The following is a 20,554-nucleotide window of genomic DNA, read 5'->3' on the forward strand; positions in this document are numbered from 1 at the left end:
CAAGCTAGCTCACGGCCTGGCTCCATGGTTGTTGCACTTGAGTTGACATTCCGGGGCTTTGTTACTTTTATAACCGGAGCCAACCTAGCATCCCCTTCTTTATCATTAATCTCTCCAGAGACCAAAGAAGAACGCTACTTAATGCTCCGAGTAGGCAAAATGTGTTTCAGATTGAAAAGGCACTCGACTTTTAGAAAAACTTCTTATCGCACATATAAAAGTATGTGCGTCTAAAGCAGGCACAGCGTCAAATAAGATTTAATTCAGTCATCAATTAACGAACTTTTAAAAAGACACATTTGTGATATTTGCCTGATAAATATTCCTATTCCGCAAAATATTACTGCACACTTTGTTTTTTCTTGAACTCATTCTTTAAGACATGTAAAATTAGTGTTAAATCTTGTGACCACGATGATTTCAAATGTCAAAAAGTTATCACATTGTTTTAAGGAGAGATAGAACATGATTGATTATCCGCTGAACCAGGAAGACTACCGTACCCTTGCCGGTGCAGTTGCAACATTTTCTGGAATTACTCAAATTGATACTTTTTTTTATACCCTTGATGATCAATTATTGAAAGATAATAATGTCTATTCAGGTTCAAATGAAATTCAGTCTATTTTTCAAGCAGATTCATTAGGGAACAACGCTATTTTCCCCGTTACAATTGAACAACGACTTTGGGGGTTTATTATTTGCGATGCACGTAACGTTTCTCAACAGCGCATTTACCTTTCTAGAAACTATCTGGAAAATATCTTTAATCAACTTCTAGAGCCAAAACTCAACGTCAATGTTTCTGTTTGGGATGCAATCAATGATGAGCAACTCTCAAGAATAAGGTTTTTTGATACTTTCCTCCGTTCCTCAACAGCGCAGAACCAAAAAATCCTTACTCAACCTGTAAAAACAGATAATAACAGCTATCATCCCAATGAAGAACAGGATAATCAAGACGATTTAGATGGTGTTAAACAAAGTATTAATGCTGCGATTGACTACATTGAAAAAAACATTCATCACACAATTTCTTTGTCACATGTTGCCCAAGAAGTTTTTTTATCTTCTTCATATTTGAGTCGAATTTTTAAAACACATTTAAACGTTAACTTTATTGACTACGTCAACTTTCGTAAAATTTCAATAGCTAGCGAGAAATTGGCACTCTCAAAATTACCGATAAACTACGTTGCTAATCAACTCGGCTTCCAACAGACCAGTTACTTCACAAAAATATTCAAACAAAAAACTGGTTTGACACCTTCAGAATACCGACAACAAAACACTTCTATCCAAAAAGTGATTAGCATTCATCGAGATATTACGTGGAATGATAATGATACAGTGTTTGATATCTCCAAAAAGTTCTTCCAACATAATGATATCTCATATTATTCACAGCCAGTAAACGGGTATCCATATTTTAATAGTATCGGGAATTTAACTGATTCTTCAGGGACAAAAGGATGGATCTACACCGTAGACTGCAAACAGCCAACCGTTCCTTCAAGTGCAGTTAGCATAAAAGGAAAGTCCGTAGTTCAGTGGATTTACACCTCTTATTCAAATTAAATAACAATTTGACTATTCGAAATCAGTCGGATAGTCTTTTTTTGTCTGTTTTGCCATCTCATCCGCACACATTTTCCGCAGCATTTGCGCCAACACATCTCGCTTATTAACAGGTTTTACACTACTTTTATGGTCACCGTTGATTAATGTAAACGTACTATTTCCAAGCGTGTAGTAAGTCACTGATGAAAATTGGGATGGAAGTCGCGTTTCGATTGTCTGTAATCGATTGTAACTTGAAGGGCTTGTCACAAGCACACGTGTAATTGGAACACCCTTCAATTGAGCAACGACCTGATTTTCTTGTTCTTGAGACCAACTGTTTTTATAGAGGGTGATTTGGCTCAAGTTGGCAACAGTCTCAAGCCGATTATGCTTAACATGCCGATTGCCTGTTAACCACACGAGTGCCTCAGATGTGCTTGCGGTTAATAACTGCGCCAAGTTGGCTTGATTCTCCTCAGCCGGATAGCTCACCTGGTGATATCCATTTGCCAGTAATCTACTGGCCATTTTTTGACTTAAGACAAAACAATCAGGTGGCGTTGCAAAGTGCCAATTGCGACTCAGAAAAACGTGAAGCGCAAACTGACTCGTAATGACGATGCCCGCTGCTGTCTGAACCTGGTCGACCTCAGCGGGATTCAGTTGTGTCGCCACCAATTCCCGCAAAAGTATGTATAACGTTGTTGTCAATTGTGCCAACTGTGCCTGTAACTCCGGCGCAACCTTTTCCTTGGGATACGTTATCAAAAATGCCACCCAAAACACCCTCTTTAACTCATTGATTTAATGCCTGAACGATCATCTTTCCTTGCTTATCTGGTCGGTAGGTTGAATAGTGGCCCGCCTTAAAATCTAGGTTCCAAAAAACGGTGCCCGGCACCCAGAATTGATGAATCACACGCAGCGTGCCAAGGTGGGCAACAATCAGGACGTTCGCGTCAGAAGCCAGTATTGCTTGATAGGCCTTCACCGCACGCAAAACCCGGTTAGAAAACGTTGCGAAGCTTTCAGCGCCATTCGGTGTGACGTCAAATGGTTTTTCGATCCACTGCGCCCATGTGACGGGATCTTGGGCCTCAATCTCGTCGGCATTCAACCCCTCCCAGTCGCCAAAACCCTTCTCATTCAAATCGCCATTCACATAAACGGTCGCGTTGGGATGGTCATCGATGATTCGCTGCGCAGTTTCCTGTGTCCGGGTCGTGTCGCTGCGAATTATAATATCCAGAGGCTGACTGCTAAGTTTTTCGGCAAGTTCAGCAGCCTGCTGCTGGCCCTTTTCATCAATCGAAACATCCAGTGAACCATAAAATTTGCGTTGCTGATTTAAAGTCGTTTCTCCGTGACGCGTCACAAATAATGTCATTTGAGTACCTCAATAATCCCGCTGTAGACCAGTAAAAATATAACCTGTGACAGTTCACCGAAGGCCCCAATCGTATCTCCACTAAACCCCTTCAACAGGTGGATATGAAAACGCCGATAGAAATAAGCGAACACGATCATGGCTAAATAGCTCACCAAACCCTGCCACTGTAATACCGCGCTAATGACGACGATTGCGAGCACCTGAGACGCAACGATGCGCCAAGTCTTCACGCCGACCCAGATACTGGCTAACCCGGTGTCACCGTTGTAGACCATTTTATAAAATAACAGGGCGATGCCCGTTTTAGCGACCATTGTCATGATGGCGGTCAACCCAACTAATTGCCATAAGGGCATCTGATCAACGATGACAATGCCACTGCCGATGACGAGCATGTAAAAGTACATTAATCCTAATGCGCCCATTGTGCCGAGCCGGCTATCGTGCATGATGGCCTTCATTTTTTCCGGTTTTCTTGACGAAAACAAGCCATCGGCCGTATCGGCAAGCGCATCTAAGTGAAAGCCCCCAGTAAGCAACCCATCAGTGATCCAGTAGATCATCCAGGCAAACCAAAGAGGAAAAATGCTGGCAAAGCCCCAGAAAATCAGCGCCTCAACACAGCCCAACAACAACCCAAAGAGGCTGAAATACTGAATATTATTTTTAAATTTGTTCGTTGCGTCTTTAATCTCGATCGGGATAGAAAGGCGAGTAAAAAATTGCGCGTATAAAATCATTGCTTGTCCCATAGTGACCCCCAATTATTTCAACTGTTGTGGCAGACCGCTGACTACAAAATACACGTGGTCAGCCGCCTGCGCCAAGCGTTGATTTACTTGACCGTATATATCCCGCAAAATGCGTGTCTGTTTCGTTGCTGGAACGATGCCCAAACCAGTTTCATTAGTGACGACAACCATCGATTGACCAGTGGCAATGAGTGCCTCAACAATGCGATGCCATGCCTCAAAAATGGTCTGACTGACCTGATCAATATCATCACTGGTCATCTGTTCAATGGCATCATCCAATTCCAGATGCCGCTCGGCGGCCATTTTGACTGCATGATTATAAAACAAATTCGTGATCAGCATCGTTGCATCATCAAGCAAATAACTGTCGTAATGATGAGCCGTGATAAACCCAGCAACATCGCTGTACCGTTCTTCCGTTGCCCAATTTTTCGCCGCTCGCCGCTCCTGATGGGTCTTTATCCGCAGCTGCATTTCTGGATCCGGTTGCTTCATCACACCGGTCGCAATGTAGCAAACGTGGGCTCTAGCTGACAACGACTGTTCAGCAAACACTGATTTACCACTCTTTGCGCCACCGGTCACTAAGACTAGCTCACTGCTCATTTTCAAGACCTCCTGAGTTCTGCCACAACAACCAATTCAGGAAACTGTTGGTGCACTGCGACTGCTTGTGATTTTTCAACGCCAACTAATACTACGGTTGCAGGACCGGCAGACGTGTTCAATTCTGGCAAATTACGGTCAACCAAATAATGTTCAACCAACTGGTGCGTTTGCGCCATCTGGTCCAGTTCATACGTAATGCCCTTCGATCCCACTGGCAGCATATCCACGACGCCACTAGCTGCCTGAATTTGACGAACAGTGTCGTAACTAAAAATACTATCCAAATGTGCGACCACCTCGTTACCCACATATGGCGTACCCAATTGAAAAACAGTGAGGTCATCTTTCGCAGGCTGCGAAATGGCTGTGGTTTGTATCCGACCAATGACCGTGATACCGATCGAAGTCGTTAACGTAGCCATATTATCCTCAGTACTGCCGTTCAGCGGCAAGTGGGCGAGGCCGGCGCGGGCAAGTTCTCGTTTCACTCCGCCAATGATTTTTTTTCCCGTTGGTACCATTTCGTTACCGATCGTATCGACAACAGCAATGGGCTGGGCACCAAAACACGTCAATTCTAGTAATGGCACCCTTAAAGAATAAGCAGCCGTAATAGCTGGATCAACGGCTACAACGTCTGCTTTTTTCTCCCCAATTCCGGCACTGCTGTCGCACGCGATAACCAGCGTTTCAGTCGCTGATATCGGGAGCAAAGATAAGTCTCGAAACTGTGTATTTTTCATTTGTCTTACCTGTTATTAAGGGCATCAAACGCGTCGTTAAAGGCTTGAATCGTATCGTCAATGTCCTTGTTTGTGTGCTTGCTGGACATGAAGTTCGTTTCAAACTGTGATGGTGCGGTGTAAATACCCTGTTGCAGCAGTTGCTTAAAGAATTTAGCAAAGTAGTCGACATCGCTCGCTTGGACATCAGCAAAATTGTCGACGGGACCCGCGTTGAAGAAGTAGCTCCACATCGTCCCGACATGGTGGACAGTAATCGGCACATTGTGGGCGTCACCAGCAGCCTTAATACCTTCAACAAGTCGCGTCGTTTTCGCCGTCATATTGTGGTACAAGTTATCATTCAACTGATTTAGTGTACTTAAGCCACCGGTCATGGCCAGCGGATTACCGGATAGCGTTCCGGCGTGGTAAACACTGCCATCTGGCGTGATGTGTTCCATAATATCGCGTCGACCGCCGAAGACGCCAACGGGCAGTCCGCCGCCGACAACCTTACCAAGCGTGGTGAGATCTGGTTTTATGTGGTACAGGCTCTGCGCACCGTGGTACGCCGCTCTGAAGCCAGACATCACTTCGTCAAAAATCAACAGCGCACCAGCGTCGGTCGTCAATTGACGAAGGGTGTCCAAGAATTCTTGGGTTCCTGAGATAACGCCCATGTTCCCTGCAATCGGCTCCACGATGACGGCAGCGATTTCTGGACCATTCTTTTCAAACACGGCCTTAATACCGTCCACATCGTTATATGGCACGGTCAGGGTATCGTACGCGAGATCCTTTGGCACACCAGGTGAGGTGTTGATGTTGAACGTGGCTAAGCCTGAACCAGCATCGACCAGTAACGAGTCGCTATGGCCGTGATAGTTCCCAATAAACTTCACGATCTTATCGCGGTGTGTATAGCCCCGGGCCAAACGAATGGCACTCATTGTGGCTTCCGTCCCGGACGAGACCATCCGCATCATTTCCACAGACGGTACGATTTCGCGAATCTTTTTTGCAAGTTCTGTTTCTAATTCTGTTGGGGCACCATAACTGGTTCCCTTGGCAGTGGCTGCCTGTAACGCGCTCACAACTTCATCGTCAGCATGGCCGAGAATCAGTGGTCCCCAAGACAAAACGTAGTCGATAAACGTGTTGCCATCAATATCTTCAATATGCGACCCCTTCCCCTGCTTAATAAACAGCGGGTCACCGCCGACGTTCTTAAATGCACGCACAGGGCTATTGACGCCACCAGGCATGTAGCCCTGTGCCTCTTTGAACGCCCTCTTCGAGTTGTCAAAATTCTTCAATATTTGTGTTCCCTTCTTCTTCTTAAATGGTGGTATTGGACATGCCTTTAAGCCCGGTACTTTCGGTACTTTCGGCAATTTGGCACGGCTCTGCAGTGGCTCGCGATGGAGATCACTAAATGCAGTCGCGACAAGACTAAGCAATCGCCCAACAAAATGTTACTTATTGCCCATCCGTGCCGCAACTTCCTTTGCAAAGTACGTAATGATGAGATCCGCACCCGCGCGCTTCAAGCCGACTAGCACTTCGTTTACGATTTGTTCTTCGTTGATCCAGCCGTTTGCTGCGGCTGCTTTGACCATGGCGTATTCACCGGAAACGTTATAGGCAACCAGTGGCAAGTTGGTGTTGTTACGGACATCACGAATGATGTCAGCAAACGCCATTGCTGGTTTGACCATGGTGAAGTCAGCGCCCTCCTCTTCATCACTCTTCATTTCACGAAGCGCTTCGAGACGGTTGGCTGGATCCATTTGATAGCCCTTCCGATCACCAAACTGGGGCGCACCATCGGCAGCATCCCGGAATGGGCCGTAAAAACTAGAGGCAAATTTGACGGAGTAAGCCATGATGGGTGTTTCCTTATACCCCGCGTTGTCTAACCCTTCACGAATAGCGGCCACAAAACCGTCCATTGCGTTTGACGGTGCCACCATGTCTGCGCCGGCCTTAACCTGGCTGACGGCTACCTTGGTGTTGTATTCAAGCGATTCATCGTTCAATACTTTATGGTCCTTCACGATGCCGCAATGACCCGTTGAAGTGTATTCACACATGCAGGTATCCGCGATGACGATCAGGTCAGGATATGCCGCCTTAATTTTACGAATGGCTTCCTGCACGATGCCGTGTTCTTCCCAGGCACCGGTACCAACATCGTCCTTATGATTTGGGATCCCGAAAATAATAATCGACTGAATACCCAAATCAACGATCTCTTTGATTTCATCCAGAATAGTATTGAGGCTGTACCGATAAATTCCGGGCATGGATTTGATTTCTTCCTTATCCTGAATCGTGGCATCCACGAATACCGGCATAATCAAATCCGATTTTTCCAAGTGATTCTCGCGCACGAGATCACGCATTGCTGCACTGCTTCTTAAACGACGATGACGATCAAATGTAACCATAATTTATAGTCTTCTTTCCGCTGAATGATTTTTACACATCGTTTGCGATTCTCACACGCAATCAGGAAGCGTCATCATCCAGCATATATCTTTATTTTAACGTTGATTCAATCAATTTCAAAGCGCCTTCAGCAATTAATGTGTCGGCAGCCTGACTGCCGAGATGGTCATCAATTGTCCCCCGCACGGTTTTATCAAACAGGTGAGTGCCATCAGGTGAGGCAACCAGTCCCTTGAACGTGATCTGGTCACCTGTCGTTTGTGCAAAGGCGCCGATTGGATAGTTGCAGCTGCCGCCCAACGCCCGCAGAAAATCGCGTTCGACCTGCACGTTTTGCTTCGTGTCGGCATCATCAATAGCACTCAGCAGTGCTAAGGTGTCAGCATCCGTCTTGCGACATTCGATTGCAAGCGCGCCCTGGCCCGTAGCTGGCAAAATATCAGCCTTCAAACTCAACCGGAACAAGCCGTCCAACGGCACCTGTAACCGATCCAGCCCGGACTCGGCCAAAATGACTCCATCGAGATTTTCTGTTTTAATTTTTTTGATTCGCGTATCAACATTACCGCGGATCGGAATGACCTGAATATCAGGCCGGAGGTGCAATAGCTGGCCTTGACGTCGCAGACTGTTGGTACCGATACGGGCACCCTGCGGTAAATCAGTTAACCCGGCAAGTGGCTTCGGTGTGATCAAGCAATCAAACGGTGACTCACGCTTTGAAAAAGCACCAATCATCAAATCATCCGGCAAAACCGGCATCACATCCTTGAGACTGTGTACCGCAAAGTCGATATCACCGCTCTGCAACTCGGCTTCGATCTCCTTAACGAAGACGCCCTTGCCACCGATTTTTTGCAGGCTGTCCTTCAAATTTCGGTCACCCTGGGTCACAATTTCCTTGATGTGAAAGGTGATGTTGGGGAACCGCTTCTCTAAGGCCGCAATGACCAGCTTAGACTGGCACATGGCCAGTAAACTTTTACGTGATCCGACTACAAATTCATTTTTCATAAGTACGCTCCTGTTTTGCTAAGTCTGTTGGGAGGCCAAAAATCTGGCAAACAAACGCGAGGTCCACGTCCGTATCATCTTGAAGTGACAATTCCTTCACCTCTTTGATGGGGCCGAGAATCATCTGGTTGATAATGCTCTTCATGTGCTTGCTGATTACTTTGCGCTGGTGGGCGTCAAGTTCCGGCAACTTACGGAGCAGACTGTCGTAGGCCGTTTTTTCAACGTCCATCGCTGACTCGCGAATCTCTTTAATAACGGGCACCACATGTAGCTGTTGCTCCCACACGTCAAACGCGTCTACTGCTGCTGGCACTTGGGCCGCCATTTGGTCGATCATGTCAGCCTTGGCGCGCTGATTTTCTGAAATAATAGCGGTGAGGTGATCAATGTCAAAATACGTGATCTCAACTGGCAGATCTTCACTGTGCACGTTGCGCGGCACGCCCAAATCAACGACCATTTTTAAATTAGTGTCGCCGCTGGCAAAGGTGTGGCCGTTCAGCACTGGCGTCTTGGCAGAAGTGGCTAGAATCACAGCGTCCGCTGCGTTGGCAGCCACTGCCAGTTTGTCCCAGTCGGCTGCCCGAACTGTTGCCCCATAGTGGTCAGCTAACTGAACCGCCTTTTCATTGGTCCGGTTCAAAATGGTAATCTCGCCAAAACCCATGGTGCTCGCATTTTTCAGTACATGACTGCCGACATCGCCAAGCCCAGCAATGACGACATGCTTGTCTGACAGGTCTTGAAGTCCCGTTTTAATTTGGTGTAACCCAGTTTGGCCAGACGTCTTGGCCAGCTCACTGACCCGGTAGGTCGTATGCTGTTTTTTGGCAAACGTGATGGCGTCCTTAGCTAAATGGTTAAGAATCACCCCCGTAGTGCCTAAATCACGTGCGGTAAAGAACGCGTCCTTCACTTGTCCTAAAATCTGGGGTTCACCGACAATCAACGATTCCAAACCTGTCGTCACGCGCATCAGGTGTGCGACGGCGTCCTGCTTAAACCCGATTTCAGCCCATTTTGTGACCTGGTCGATTGACACATGAAACCAGTTGGCTAAAAACCGTTTGATGTAGTATCGCCCGGTGTGGATCTGGTCAACCACAGCGTAGACCTCGGTTCGGTTACAGGTTGATAATATCATATTTTCGAGGATCGATTTCTCGCCGCTTAACAGCTCGTTCGCCCGGGTCAGTTCTTCCTTGCTGAAAACTAACTGTTCCCGTGTCGTAATTGGCAATTGTTGGTAGTTCAGACTGACGTAAATGACAAACATGTGCTAACCCTCCTCCTGGTTAAACCAGTGTTTCGTCTCGAGCCACTGGCGAATCTCCTGTTTGATCTGCTTAGCTTTCATGGGTGATTTTCCCTTCGTTGAAACAGTGACCAATAAGTCTTTTGATTCAACGCGCGCCACGTTAAAAAAGTCCGACTGTTTTTTATTACTGGCATCGTTAACGAGTTGAAAATGGGTGGCGTCTTTTGCGACTTGGCGATTGACCCGCCGATTATCAGTGCAGGCAATGATAATATCCATCTCAGAAATATCACCGGTCGCGTACTCTTTTTTGATCCAGGTGATTTTAGCCGGGTCAATGGCGTCACACAGCGTTGGACTGATCACGAACACGTTGGCCTTAGCATCAAGCAGACCAGTCACCTTTCGAGCGGCCACCTTACCACCGCCAATAACGGCGACTCGTTTGCGCGTCAGGTCAATATTGATTGGATATGGATAATTCACTAGGTTCACTTCCCGTAATCTACTTCTGATTCTGCCAAAATTTGATCAATTTTAGCCATATCGACATTTTCTTCAACAATTTTCGCTAATTTTTCGTACTGTTCTTCTTTATATTCGGCCATAGATTCGTTTTTGGCATGGAGCGGTTCCAAGCCCTTTGCGACCCGCAGTTGGTCCAACAAATGCCGGGTCCAGGCGGTGTTGTCAAAAATGCCGTGCAGGTATGTTCCCCAAACACTACCGTCTGCGTTCACAGCCCCGTCTAAACGGTCTTCGGGTTCGCCGTTATTTTCAATAATCTTGGAAAATGGTGTTGCTTCCGTACCAAGGGTGGTTTCCCCCATGTGAATTTCATAACCATGCAGGGCAACATCCTGGCGTTTCGCAATCGCTTGGGTCGTGGTCTTCTCACCCGTAAAAGTGGTCTGAATGTCCAGTAACTGCAAGCCATCCTGATCAGTAATGGGTGACTCCACGTGATTCGGATCATGCAGCTGGTTGCCAAGAATCTGGTAACCACCGCAGATCCCGACAATTTGTGTCTTGTGTGCGTGCAATGCCTGAATCTCGGAAACGAATCCGTGTGTCCGCAGGTAAGCCATATCCTCGTTGGTATTTTTGCTTCCTGGCAAAATCAACAAGTCAGGGTTACCGAGATCTTCTGGCTTGACGACATACCGCACCGAGACGTCCGGCTGAATCTCCAAACTGTGAAAATCGGTGAAGTTGGACATCTTCTGAAGCGCCATAACGGCAACGTCGAGGTCCTTTGTTGCGTCCTTGACCCGAGATTTCCGTTCCAAGGCAACACTGTCCTCTTCGTCCAGGTCAACATCGGTCATTGGAATCACGCCGATGACGGGCACACCCGTCAATTCTTCAATCATATCATTTCCGGACTTCAATAGGCTGGCATCGCCGCGAAATTTATTGACAATGATGCCTTTAAAACGTTTCTGATCTTCTTCGGGGAGAAGTTTGATGGTTCCGTAAATTGACGCATACATGCCACCCTTATCAATATCAGCTACCAAAATAACCGGTGCGTTGGCCATTTCCGCCATGCCCATGTTAACTAATCCCTTGGTATCCAAATTGATTTCTGCTGGGCTGCCAGCACCTTCCAGCACCATGACGTCATTTTCGGCTGCTAACGACTGATAAGTTTCTAAAACGCGGTCCTTAAGGGCCATTTTGTGATCCTGGTATTCAACCGCCGTCATATCCGTGAGCACTTTACCCATGAACACAACCTGTGACTCCTGATCCGTCGACGGTTTCAGCAGCAGCGGGTTCATCCGGACATCCGGGGCAACCCCAGCAGCCTCAGCCTGAAATACCTGGGCCCGGCCCATTTCTTTGCCATCGGCAGTAATGTATGAATTTAACGCCATATTTTGTGATTTGAACGGGGCAACTTTTAGTCCTCGGTTCTTCAAAATCCGGCAAAGGCCGGCTGCAACCCAGCTCTTGCCTGAGTCTGATGCCGTTCCCTGAAACATGATTGATTGCGTTCCCATAATCAACCCTCCTGAATTAATCAATGCTCATCTAATCGTCAGTTTTGAAACAAGCAGCACGTCGTAACGTGTCACCACTCATGGCCCGACCTAGGTCCTTGCCATGTATGTATGGTCTTTTCAGTGAGTATCACTCGGGTCAATGGGCCTCCCGGCAATCTCTAAAAAGGCCAATAAAGCTAAAACGAATATGTTTTCTTCAACAATAACGTTGAAAAGTACGGTAATTTTTCCGTTGGTTCAACCGCTGAGAGTTTAACGGTGTGTTGGGTCGCCATCGACGCATTGCTGATGATAATGGCTTGGTCCAGCAGGTTTCTGTCCGCCAACAACTGGTAAACCAGCGGCAGATTGGCTGAAATCTTCATCATCACAACGTTATCGTTATCATCGATAGCCGTGGCGATCTTTTGTGCATCTGCAGTGGCCGGAATGACCTCCAACAACTCATCGTCCAGCATCAGCGGTGTAGAAATTGTTGCCGCAATTTGCGTGTATGCAGAGATGCCCGCGACAGTTTCAACGGTGATCCTGTTGTCAATGTTACCCAGCAGGTAACTGTACGTACTGTACACGGACGCATCGCCCAACGTGATGAACCCCACGTTGTTTCCTGCCTTCACGTCGGCAACGATTTCCTCTGCGATGGTACGCCAACTGGCTTGTTTTTCCTTGAGATCTTTGACCATTGGAAACCGCCGGCGTTTAATCGTCAGTCCTTCCGAAAAGTACGGTGCCGCAATTTTTTCTGCGACGCTTGGCTGATCATTGTGCGCCTTGGGCGTGTATAGAATGTCGATCTTTTTTAGCGTGTTGACCGCCTTCACCGTCATCAGTTCGCTATCACCGGGACCGACCCCGATGCCGTAAAATGTTGCCATCGTTACATCCCGCCTTTCGCGTCAGTGGCTGTTAATTGCCGTTTGAGGTGTGTGATAAACTGCTGTTGAATCTCGGGATATTCACCCATGCCTTTCAGCTGTGCGTCAACCTCAATACCGGCTCGCTGTAACTGGCTTTGCCAGGAATCAGGCGCCTCTGAGGCCATGTCGTTGTGGGCGTGATTGCCGGCAACTAACATGAAGGGCTGCAGTCTGACCTTTTTAATACCGGCCGCTTGGAGCCGACTTATTTCAAATTGAATATCAGGATAGCTTTCTACAGCCCCCATGAAGTGCTGACTGCCCATCAGCATGTGGTCAAGGCAAGCATATGCCGTAAACGCACTGTTGGCCGTGCCATGACCCATAAATAAAACGGCTTCGTCGGCTGCCAGCGGACTGCCAATCCGTTTTAAGAAGGCAACCGTTGCTTGGTAATCCGCAAAATCGTTGAGCAGCGGTCGGCTGCACACAACACGTTTGAATTTGCTGGCCACTTGTTGAACAGCGGCCTCTACCTGATGAAACTCTATGCCGGGAATCAAATGCAGGGATTGCACATACAATTTGTCATAGCCCGCAGCGACGATCTTGGTTAGCGCCTGCTGTGGTGAGTCAATCGTGATACCTTCATTTTTCTTGATTCGGGAAACGACAATTTTCGATGTAAACGCCCGAAATACGTCAGCGTCCGGAAAGGCTGCCCGAAAGGCATTCTCTGTTGCTTCAATCGTTTGGTGGCGCGTCTCAGGGTAAGTTGTACCGAAACTGACTATTAACAATGCTGTTTTACTCATCGTGAAAAGACCTTCTTTACCGTTTGAATCACGTTGTCGTAGCTCGGTTTCACTGCGATGACGTTTTTTAAACCTAATTTTTGACATTCGTCCGCGACCGTCTGACCCATGGCAAAACAGCGCAGATGGCTCATTAGTTCGCGTTCGTCGCTGGTACAGCCGGTGTAAAGGTCGGCCACGGAAGCGGAGCTCGGAAAAACGATACCGTGAAAATCGTTAAGGTCGATATTTTGATCAACCGTTTCACTTTGGTAAGTGGCAATGTAGTCCGCCTTAATGGCGGCGTTGTAGGTCGAAAGTGCGACCCGTTCGCCAATGAAAACGACTGGCCGATGATAGTCTAATTTCTTCGGGTCGTACAACTCATCTGCCAGCAAACCATCTTCCTGTAACCGATATTTAACGATGTGGTTGCAGGCCACCAGTTTCCAGTTAGTCAGTGCCCGGTTATCGACACCCAGGGTCAGCAGACGTTCCTGAAAGTAGTGAAAGGCGGCAAAATCAGTGACGATCAGCGTACCGCCGGCGTTAAAATCAGGCAGGTCAAACGCCAGTGGTTTCTTGACCCGCCGATCAAAGAAGTTGACGGCTGCCCCTTCGTCTTGAAGCGCGTTAAAGAGCTTAGAATCCTGCTTATAGGGAATCAGGAAATGAAGGCCCTGTAGTGGCTGGTGGGGCTGAAGCGCACCCATCAGCTTAACCACGCCGCCGACCACGATCAACGCGGGAGACGTAATCTGCATTTCGTTGACCGTTTTGACGATGTTTGCCAAATCAGAGGAGACCGACCGCTGCTTCCAGTGGGTCGCCCACTGCACCACAGCAACTGGTGTCTCGCTGGCCATACCGTGTGCTATTAACTGCGTCGTGATGTTTGGCAATTGGGCCATCCCCATCAGGAAAACAATGGTGCCTTCTTGGTGCGCGATATTTTCCCAATCCAACTCTTTCCCATTGGCCTTGCGATGCCCAGTAATGACGTGAAAACTTGAGGCAAAATCGCGGTGGGTGATGGGGATCCCGGCAGCTGCCAGCCCGGCAATGGCGCTGGTCAGACCTGGAACAACTTCAAAGGGAATTTTGTTTTGACTCAGGTACTGCCCCTCTTCGCCGCCGCGTCCGAACACGTAAGGGTCACCAGCTTTCAGCCGAACAACCCGTTTGCCCTGTTTGGACAGGTCAACCAGCATATCGTTGATCTGATACTGACTGACCTTGTGATGCAACGGCAACTTACCGACGTCGATTTTTTCCGCCACGAACGGTGACAGCATTGCGGGGTTTACCAGCCGGTCATACACAATAACGTCGGCTTCTTCAAGGCGACGTTTGCCCAGTAACGTCAGCAATTCCGGGTTACCTGGACCAGCGCCGATCAGTGAGACTAAACCATTCATAGCGTTTTCTCCAATAGTACCTTTAATTCAGATAAACTTGCGGCGCGCTCCGGATAATTCAGCGTCGGCCGTTTAATCACCAGACACGGGATACTCAATTGTTTACAGGCAGCGATTTTTTCCTGCACACCGCCACGACGGCCAGATTCCTTCGTGACAACAGCAACCGCCTGGCAACGAGCAAACAAATCCATGTTCAGTTGTTCGCTAAACGGTCCGCGGACGGCATCGATCTGGTCAGCTTCAAAGCCGGCGTCATCCAGTAACCCGATTGCCTTCACCGTTGGCAGAACCCGGACATGTAACCGGGTAACCCCCAATTTTTCAGCATATTCACCTGCCGTTTTACTACCTGTCGACAAGTACACCGTCCCCGTCGTTGGTTTCAGAAAATCAACCACGCCGTCGAGGTCGTCAAATAGCTTCAAATTAGGGTCTTCCGCCAAGCCGTTTTCCCGCTCCAAACGCACGTATCGAATCTGATCCGCATGGGCGGCCGTCATCACTGTGCCTGAAATCACCTTAGCAAACGGATGCGTGGCATCGATGATCAGTGTAATGTGATGCGCGGTGAAAAAATCGTGAAAGGTGGCCGGCGTTAAAATCTGTTCGCTGACGTGGACAGCATGCGGTCTTGCCAGCTCAGCACCGTAATCCGTAGTGACCGACAAGATGAACGGTGCTTTAGCCTTTGTTAAATAATCAGCGACATCCAGACTTTCACTGGTTCCGCCAAGTAACAAGATCACAACGTATACCCGCGAGGCGTAACCATGCGGCCGTCTGCTACGTAGGTGTTCTTGTTCCCTACAATAACGATGGTGGTCATGTTGATCTCCTCTTCGTCCAAATCTTTGATCGTGGTCACTTTTTCAATTTCCTTCTTGCGGGCAACATCCTTCCCGATCCCGACAACGGTGTCCGCCGACTTGTATTTCAAAATGATATCAAGGGCCTCGTGTAAGTTGTTTGGCCGACCCTTGCTGCGCGGATTGTACAGGCAAATGACAAAGTCGGCTTTAGCAGCAGCGTCCACCCGTTCCTTAATAACATCCCAGGGTGTCATCAAGTCGCTTAAACTGATGTGGCAAAAATCATTCATCAGCGGTGCACCCAAAGCTGCGGCTGCGCCGATACTTGCGGTTACGCCTGGCACGACCTTCACGTCAATGTGCTGGTCCGCCTTGGAAGCAAGTTCGAGAACCAGCCCGGCCATACCATAAATGCCGGCATCTCCGCTGGAAATGATGGCGACGTCCTTACCCGTCTCAGCAATTTCAATGGCCTTTTTACAACGATCAATTTCGCCTCGCATGCCGGTCACAACAAGTTCCTTGCCCTTCAGCATGTCTTCAACCAAGTGGACATAGGTGACGTACCCGACGATGGTGTCTGTTTTTTCGATGACGTCCAATGCTTCCTGTGTCATTAAGTCTTTTGAACCGGGGCCTAGCCCGACGATATATAACATATGAGTGAACTCCTTTTGAGTTGTTTGAATGATTTGCTGCGCTGCCTTAATTTGGCAGGTTGGCTACATTTGAAGCTTTCGTCACGGCCAGCTGAACGCAGCGTTAAGATGGCGCTATCGTGATGGGTGAAACGACTTTCGGCTCATCGCAATCGTAATCTCATCGCACGCAAAGCGGTCGGTGACGGTCGGCTGCCCAGTTAAGGTTTCCGCAGCCGCACTGGCAACGTTTCCCACGCCCACAGTCTTAGCAACGAAAGCTGATTGCGGATAATGCGCACTAGCTGGTTGTAAGGCTTCAGCCGAGTAGAACGTCACGGGGACGTTTAGCGTATCAGCTAGATAATGGATCGCGCCTTCATGCTGTTTTTTTGTGATGGAGCCGAGCGCGCAAACTGAACGCCACGCAAGTTGATGCTCGATACAAAACTGGGTAAATGCAGTTTGCATCATGGCGAAGGTCACGTCCTTACGACAGCCGATTCCTAAGGCATTGACCCGGGGAATCACCTGAACGCTGTTAGGCTGCTTATCAAAGTTGACCTTGTCAGAAACGATGACCAGCGGCACCTCAGTCGTGGCATCCGCAAGCGTGGACAATTGTCGAAACCCGCTCAGGTCTGAAAATGCGGTTTCAAAATCTGGGTCCAGCCAAAGATCAACTGGGTCACCAGCGGCGAGTCGGCTGTTATAGAACTTGGTATTCGCCTTGAAGTCTGGGTACCAGCCGTCAACACGTTGTGCCAAGGTGTCCAGTGCCTGAACGTGTTCCGTGTCCGTTGCAGTCGTGATGACGGGATCCGATTTCAGCAATTTTGCGAGCTGTGTCGTCCACGCATTCGCCCCGCCAACATGACCGGAAAGTAAGCTGATCACGTGGTTGGCCCGTTCATCAACGACCAATACGGCCGGATCCACAGTCTTGTCTTGAATCAGCGGTGCTATCGTTCGGACCACGATGCCCGTGGCCATGATGCAAATCACACCGTCCATTTCGTGAAACAGTCGTTGACACGTGGTCGTAAACTGGCTCTTGCCAAACGACTGCTCACCTGGTGCAGCAAATCGTTCCGGCAGAAAAACGTTGCCGTGCATCAACTCGCCAATACGGCGAGCTAAAAGCGCGCCCTGGCTGGTCAGGGCAATAATGCCAAGTTGTGGCTGGTTACTTTTTAGCATTTTTGATGCCCTTACGATAAGTGTGGGTAAAGGTGGCATCGTAGAGTTTCGAGTAGCTGTATTCATCGCCTAAGAAATCCCCGACCATGATGAGAGCGGTTCGACGGATGCCGGCTTCTTTGACCTTCATCGCAATGTCGGCCAAGGTTCCCTTGACCATTTTTTCATCCGGCCAGGTAGCTTTGTAGATAACGGCTGCCGGTGTCGTTTCTTTGTAGCCGCCAGCTAACAGTTCACGTACCACCTTGCCGACACCCTGAACGGACAAGAAAATGACCATTGAGGTGTGGTGACTAGCAAGTTTTTCCAGAGATTCGCTGTCGGGCACTGGTGTCCGGCCCGCCATCCGTGTGATGATGACACTTTGGGAAACTTCTGGAACGGTGTATTCCACACCCATGCTCGAGGCTGCCCCTAGGAATGAGCTGACACCAGGAATACATTCGTAGCCAATATCTAACTTCTTCAACTCTTCAATTTGTTCGCGGATTGAGCCATAAATTGAAAAGTCGCCAGTCTGCAGACGGACCACCGTTTTATCAGCGGCAACGGCCTCCTGCATCTTAGAAATGATGTCTTCCAGTGTCATGCTGGCACTGTCATCTTTTTCGGCACCTTCTTTGCAGTAGTCGAGCAATTCCGGATTAACCAGCGAGCCGGCATAAATAATCACGTCCGCCTCAGCCAATCGCCGATACCCCTTCAATGTAATCAAATCTTTGTCACCAGGGCCTGCGCCTACAAAACTTACAATTGTCATAATTTATCTTACCTTTCTGATGGCACTCACAATGAGTGTCGGATTTTGGGGTTTAAAGAAGTGGCCTTTGCCGAGGGCGTGCCACTTTGCGATCCGCGTTTCAACCATTTCAAGGTCAGCCGCATCGACTGTTTGAAGGTATTGGAACGTTTCTAACGCATTCTCTTGCAAAATAAAGTTCAGTACCAGCGCACCGCCAACTGCTAAATGTGCCAAAGCAAAGTCGATGATGGCGGTCAAATTAGCACCGCTGCCACCGACAAAGATGGCATCGTATTGCTGGTCAGGAATGTCGGTTGGGGCTTCACCCTGTATCAGATTAATGTTGGTTGTCTTAAAGTGCACCATGTTGTCATGCATGATGGCAATGGCGTCATCATTCTTTTCGATTGCGGTTACCCTTAGTTCTGGGAATTCCAGTGCCGCTTGTAAGCTGACACTGCCGGTGCCGGAACCGATATCGAGAAATGATGTCTTGCCCTGCAATTGGAGTTTATCCAAGCTGATTGCCCGCACTTCTGATTTTGTCATGGGCACTTTAGTCCGTAAAAAGTCTTCATCACGCATTTGTTATAATCACCACGTTCATATTGTATTTTTGGTTCTCGACCTGTTCTGGAGCCAGCTGACTGATTTTTTCTTCCGGGTAGCTTAACTGCTCACCAATGTAAATGGTACGGTGCTGATGGCGTTTCAAGACCTCTTGTGCAATTTGGTAAGGGCCGATTTCATCATCCGTCACCATACCAACCGTTTTATGTGCCAACAAGAAATCAAAGTCGGGCAGTCGGCCGTGACTGCTAGTAAGGTACGTGTCGTTCATGGCAAGCCCCACCTGGTGAAACATGTACTGAATGGAACTGATGCCTGGCACAATTGTCACGCAATCACTGCCGAACTGTCGCAGTGTCCAGCTGCCGATGCCGTAAAGCAACGGGTCCCCGGATGCCAGCAATACCACGTTTTGGTCGTGCTGCTCTGCCAGCAGTTTTTTGAGGACTTCTAACTTTGGCAGCACCAACTGTTTCTCAGCTGGAATGTCAAACTCGGCCAACTGCCGGTCTGAACCAATCACCAGCTCTGCTTTTGTAATGATTGCATCCGTTCCTTGCAACCTCAAATTGGGACTTCCCGGACCAATTCCTAAAACAGTTATCATTGCCAATCCGCCTCAATTTCTTTAAGTGGCTTAGTCGCCGCCAGAAAACCAGTGTCCCGTGAGAAAATGACCGCGTCGATTTCGACCTTGGGCGTCTTATGTGCCAGTAATTTTTCGGACCGGCCCTTGATCTTGTCGACAATCATCTGATACACGTCCTGATAGCCGGCTTCATTGATCAATTTGATCATCGTGATGGTCGTTAAACACCCGTAAACGTTTTTCATCAGGTCCAGCGGTGCCCCCATTAGTGCGAGGTTGGCAACCATAATCTCTGCCCTGGCATCCGCGTCCTTACTGTGGGTCGAAAAGATGCCGCCAGAAACCTTGATCATTTTACCCAGGTCACCTACCATAAGGACTTTCGTAAAGCCCAATCGCTGGACTTCCTTCAAGACATACCCGACAAAGTTGCTCATCTGCACCTGCTTGGTGACCGGAATATGCATCTCATCTTTCAAGAAATCTTCCCCGTAGTTGCCGGGGGTTAGAATCAATGCCGTGTCACCGCGCTTACGGTGGATGTTCATTTCAATCGAAATGGAATGCTTCCATGATTCTTCTGACATCGGTGTGACGATACCGCTGGTGCCCAGAATGGAAATGCCGCCAACGATGCCCAGTTTCGGATTGTAGGTCAGCTTGGCAACACGCTCGCCCTCTGGTGCTGAAATGATAATGTCGGCGCCACGGTCGGGACCAATAATGGTTCGCACACCCTCTTGGATCAATTTGTAGGGTGTCGGGTTAATGGCCGGCATACCTGGCTTGTTTGCCAGACCATCCTGTGTCACTCGGCCGATACCTTCACCACCGTCAAGTGTAATGGTGTGGTCACTGCGCAACGTGACCGTTGAATAGATCAGCATCCCGTCCGTGGCATCCTGGTCATCGCCACCATCCTTTTGAATGGCAACGCTAGCGTGGTTGCGGTCAAAGGTACAGTCCTGAACGTCAAACTGAACCGGCGTCCCGTTGGCCGCGTTAACTTTGACCACCGCCTGGTCCTTTTGCTCAAGAATGGCCTTTGCTGCGGCCACTGACGCTGCCGTCGCCGTCGTACCAGTTGTGTACCCCTTCCGTAACTTACGACCGTTGTAATACACGTACTTATCTTCTTGTTCTGACATCACTGT

The 20,554-nt window shown here is 48.5% G+C and carries 22 protein-coding genes; 1 reads left to right on the forward strand and 21 read right to left on the reverse strand.

Annotated elements, in window-relative coordinates; translation table 11 throughout:
• Positions 1–465 precede the first annotated feature (465 nt).
• The gene (locus FC82_RS08680) at positions 466–1,578 is read left to right on the forward strand and encodes a helix-turn-helix domain-containing protein (protein ID WP_056996769.1); all 1,113 of its coding nucleotides are present in this window, start codon (positions 466–468) and stop codon (positions 1,576–1,578) included.
• A gap of 12 nt (positions 1,579–1,590) precedes the next feature.
• On the opposite strand, the gene FC82_RS08685 is transcribed toward FC82_RS08680, so the two are convergent.
• The 21 genes from FC82_RS08685 to cbiD form a co-directional block, all read right to left on the reverse strand.
• Positions 1,591–2,340 (reverse strand): uroporphyrinogen-III synthase, encoded by a 750-nt coding sequence (locus FC82_RS08685; RefSeq protein WP_054762195.1) that lies wholly within the window; start codon positions 2,338–2,340, stop codon positions 1,591–1,593.
• A 19-nt stretch (positions 2,341–2,359) separates the two neighbouring features.
• Positions 2,360–2,950, reverse strand: a complete 591-nt coding sequence (locus FC82_RS08690; RefSeq protein WP_056996770.1) for a histidine phosphatase family protein — start codon at positions 2,948–2,950, stop codon at positions 2,360–2,362.
• Complete coding sequence (locus tag FC82_RS08695) at positions 2,947–3,705, reverse strand: adenosylcobinamide-GDP ribazoletransferase (RefSeq protein WP_056996771.1); 759 nt, start codon at positions 3,703–3,705, stop codon at positions 2,947–2,949. The genes FC82_RS08690 and FC82_RS08695 overlap by 4 nt, the downstream gene beginning before the upstream one ends.
• A gap of 12 nt (positions 3,706–3,717) precedes the next feature.
• Entirely contained in the window at positions 3,718–4,314 is a 597-nt protein-coding gene (locus FC82_RS08700) for a bifunctional adenosylcobinamide kinase/adenosylcobinamide-phosphate guanylyltransferase (protein ID WP_054762199.1), read from the reverse strand.
• Positions 4,315–4,316: 2 nt separating this feature from the next.
• A complete protein-coding gene (locus tag FC82_RS08705) occupies positions 4,317–5,060 on the reverse strand; it encodes a hypothetical protein (protein ID WP_054762201.1) in 744 nt (247 codons plus the stop codon).
• 5 nt (positions 5,061–5,065) lie between these two features.
• Positions 5,066–6,358 (reverse strand): glutamate-1-semialdehyde 2,1-aminomutase, encoded by a 1,293-nt coding sequence (hemL, locus tag FC82_RS08710; protein WP_056996772.1) that lies wholly within the window; start codon positions 6,356–6,358, stop codon positions 5,066–5,068.
• A 159-nt stretch (positions 6,359–6,517) separates the two neighbouring features.
• Positions 6,518–7,492: a porphobilinogen synthase gene (gene hemB / locus FC82_RS08715; protein ID WP_054762203.1), complete on the reverse strand. Its 975-nt coding sequence runs from the start codon at positions 7,490–7,492 to the stop codon at positions 6,518–6,520.
• A gap of 91 nt (positions 7,493–7,583) precedes the next feature.
• Positions 7,584–8,507: a hydroxymethylbilane synthase gene (gene hemC / locus FC82_RS08720; protein ID WP_056996773.1), complete on the reverse strand. Its 924-nt coding sequence runs from the start codon at positions 8,505–8,507 to the stop codon at positions 7,584–7,586.
• Positions 8,497–9,786 carry a glutamyl-tRNA reductase gene (gene hemA / locus FC82_RS08725; protein ID WP_056996774.1) on the reverse strand — a complete coding sequence of 430 codons (1,290 nt, stop codon included), beginning with the start codon at positions 9,784–9,786 and terminating at the stop codon, positions 8,497–8,499. Before hemA ends, hemC begins: the two co-directional genes overlap by 11 nt.
• 3 nt (positions 9,787–9,789) lie before the next feature.
• Positions 9,790–10,254, reverse strand: a complete 465-nt coding sequence (locus FC82_RS08730) for a precorrin-2 dehydrogenase/sirohydrochlorin ferrochelatase family protein (protein WP_056996775.1) — start codon at positions 10,252–10,254, stop codon at positions 9,790–9,792.
• A gap of 5 nt (positions 10,255–10,259) precedes the next feature.
• Complete coding sequence (locus FC82_RS08735; RefSeq protein WP_054762206.1) at positions 10,260–11,774, reverse strand: cobyric acid synthase; 1,515 nt, start codon at positions 11,772–11,774, stop codon at positions 10,260–10,262.
• Between the two features lie 179 nt (positions 11,775–11,953).
• Positions 11,954–12,655, reverse strand: a complete 702-nt coding sequence (locus tag FC82_RS08740; protein WP_056996776.1) for a cobalt-factor II C(20)-methyltransferase — start codon at positions 12,653–12,655, stop codon at positions 11,954–11,956.
• A 2-nt stretch (positions 12,656–12,657) separates the two neighbouring features.
• Positions 12,658–13,452, reverse strand: a complete 795-nt coding sequence (locus FC82_RS08745; RefSeq protein ID WP_054762208.1) for a sirohydrochlorin cobaltochelatase — start codon at positions 13,450–13,452, stop codon at positions 12,658–12,660.
• On the reverse strand, positions 13,449–14,849 hold the full coding sequence (gene cobA / locus FC82_RS08750) for a uroporphyrinogen-III C-methyltransferase (protein ID WP_056996777.1): 1,401 nt from the start codon (positions 14,847–14,849) through the stop codon (positions 13,449–13,451). The genes FC82_RS08745 and cobA overlap by 4 nt, the downstream gene beginning before the upstream one ends.
• Positions 14,846–15,598 (reverse strand): precorrin-6A reductase, encoded by a 753-nt coding sequence (gene cobK, locus FC82_RS08755; protein WP_056996778.1) that lies wholly within the window; start codon positions 15,596–15,598, stop codon positions 14,846–14,848. Before cobK ends, cobA begins: the two co-directional genes overlap by 4 nt.
• Positions 15,595–16,320 carry a precorrin-3B C(17)-methyltransferase gene (cobJ, locus tag FC82_RS08760; RefSeq protein ID WP_056996779.1) on the reverse strand — a complete coding sequence of 242 codons (726 nt, stop codon included), beginning with the start codon at positions 16,318–16,320 and terminating at the stop codon, positions 15,595–15,597. Before cobJ ends, cobK begins: the two co-directional genes overlap by 4 nt.
• A 114-nt stretch (positions 16,321–16,434) precedes the next feature.
• Positions 16,435–17,499, reverse strand: coding sequence for a cobalt-precorrin 5A hydrolase (locus tag FC82_RS08765; protein WP_054762210.1), 1,065 nt, complete (start codon positions 17,497–17,499; stop codon positions 16,435–16,437).
• Positions 17,486–18,259, reverse strand: a complete 774-nt coding sequence (locus FC82_RS08770; protein WP_056996780.1) for a cobalt-precorrin-4 methyltransferase — start codon at positions 18,257–18,259, stop codon at positions 17,486–17,488. The genes FC82_RS08765 and FC82_RS08770 overlap by 14 nt, the downstream gene beginning before the upstream one ends.
• A 3-nt stretch (positions 18,260–18,262) precedes the next feature.
• The gene (locus FC82_RS08775; RefSeq protein WP_056996781.1) at positions 18,263–18,826 is read right to left on the reverse strand and encodes a decarboxylating cobalt-precorrin-6B (C(15))-methyltransferase; all 564 of its coding nucleotides are present in this window, start codon (positions 18,824–18,826) and stop codon (positions 18,263–18,265) included.
• Positions 18,819–19,418, reverse strand: coding sequence for a cobalt-precorrin-7 (C(5))-methyltransferase (locus FC82_RS08780; protein WP_056996782.1), 600 nt, complete (start codon positions 19,416–19,418; stop codon positions 18,819–18,821). The genes FC82_RS08775 and FC82_RS08780 overlap by 8 nt, the downstream gene beginning before the upstream one ends.
• Complete coding sequence (cbiD, locus tag FC82_RS08785) at positions 19,415–20,548, reverse strand: cobalt-precorrin-5B (C(1))-methyltransferase CbiD (RefSeq protein ID WP_054762212.1); 1,134 nt, start codon at positions 20,546–20,548, stop codon at positions 19,415–19,417. Before cbiD ends, FC82_RS08780 begins: the two co-directional genes overlap by 4 nt.
• Positions 20,549–20,554: the final 6 nt, after the last annotated feature.

Source organism: Secundilactobacillus collinoides DSM 20515 = JCM 1123 (assembly GCF_001435975.1).
Lineage (GTDB): Bacteria > Bacillota > Bacilli > Lactobacillales > Lactobacillaceae > Secundilactobacillus > Secundilactobacillus collinoides.

Coding starts and splice junctions, on each gene's coding strand:
- cbiD (WP_054762212.1), bottom strand. CDS start 20,548: ATGTCAGAACAAGAAGATAAGTACGTGTATTACAACGGTCGTAAGTTA.
- FC82_RS08700 (WP_054762199.1), bottom strand. CDS start 4,314: ATGAGCAGTGAGCTAGTCTTAGTGACCGGTGGCGCAAAGAGTGGTAAA.
- hemB (WP_054762203.1), bottom strand. CDS start 7,492: ATGGTTACATTTGATCGTCATCGTCGTTTAAGAAGCAGTGCAGCAATG.
- hemA (WP_056996774.1), bottom strand. CDS start 9,786: ATGTTTGTCATTTACGTCAGTCTGAACTACCAACAATTGCCAATTACG.
- FC82_RS08770 (WP_056996780.1), bottom strand. CDS start 18,259: ATGACAATTGTAAGTTTTGTAGGCGCAGGCCCTGGTGACAAAGATTTG.
- FC82_RS08695 (WP_056996771.1), bottom strand. CDS start 3,705: ATGGGACAAGCAATGATTTTATACGCGCAATTTTTTACTCGCCTTTCT.
- FC82_RS08735 (WP_054762206.1), bottom strand. CDS start 11,774: ATGGGAACGCAATCAATCATGTTTCAGGGAACGGCATCAGACTCAGGC.
- FC82_RS08690 (WP_056996770.1), bottom strand. CDS start 2,950: ATGACATTATTTGTGACGCGTCACGGAGAAACGACTTTAAATCAGCAA.
- hemC (WP_056996773.1), bottom strand. CDS start 8,507: ATGAAAAATGAATTTGTAGTCGGATCACGTAAAAGTTTACTGGCCATG.
- FC82_RS08765 (WP_054762210.1), bottom strand. CDS start 17,499: ATGCTAAAAAGTAACCAGCCACAACTTGGCATTATTGCCCTGACCAGC.
- FC82_RS08705 (WP_054762201.1), bottom strand. CDS start 5,060: ATGAAAAATACACAGTTTCGAGACTTATCTTTGCTCCCGATATCAGCG.
- FC82_RS08775 (WP_056996781.1), bottom strand. CDS start 18,826: ATGCGTGATGAAGACTTTTTACGGACTAAAGTGCCCATGACAAAATCA.
- FC82_RS08780 (WP_056996782.1), bottom strand. CDS start 19,418: ATGATAACTGTTTTAGGAATTGGTCCGGGAAGTCCCAATTTGAGGTTG.
- FC82_RS08680 (WP_056996769.1), top strand. CDS start 466: ATGATTGATTATCCGCTGAACCAGGAAGACTACCGTACCCTTGCCGGT.
- FC82_RS08745 (WP_054762208.1), bottom strand. CDS start 13,452: ATGAGTAAAACAGCATTGTTAATAGTCAGTTTCGGTACAACTTACCCT.
- cobJ (WP_056996779.1), bottom strand. CDS start 16,320: ATGTTATATATCGTCGGGCTAGGCCCCGGTTCAAAAGACTTAATGACA.
- FC82_RS08740 (WP_056996776.1), bottom strand. CDS start 12,655: ATGGCAACATTTTACGGCATCGGGGTCGGTCCCGGTGATAGCGAACTG.
- cobA (WP_056996777.1), bottom strand. CDS start 14,849: ATGAATGGTTTAGTCTCACTGATCGGCGCTGGTCCAGGTAACCCGGAA.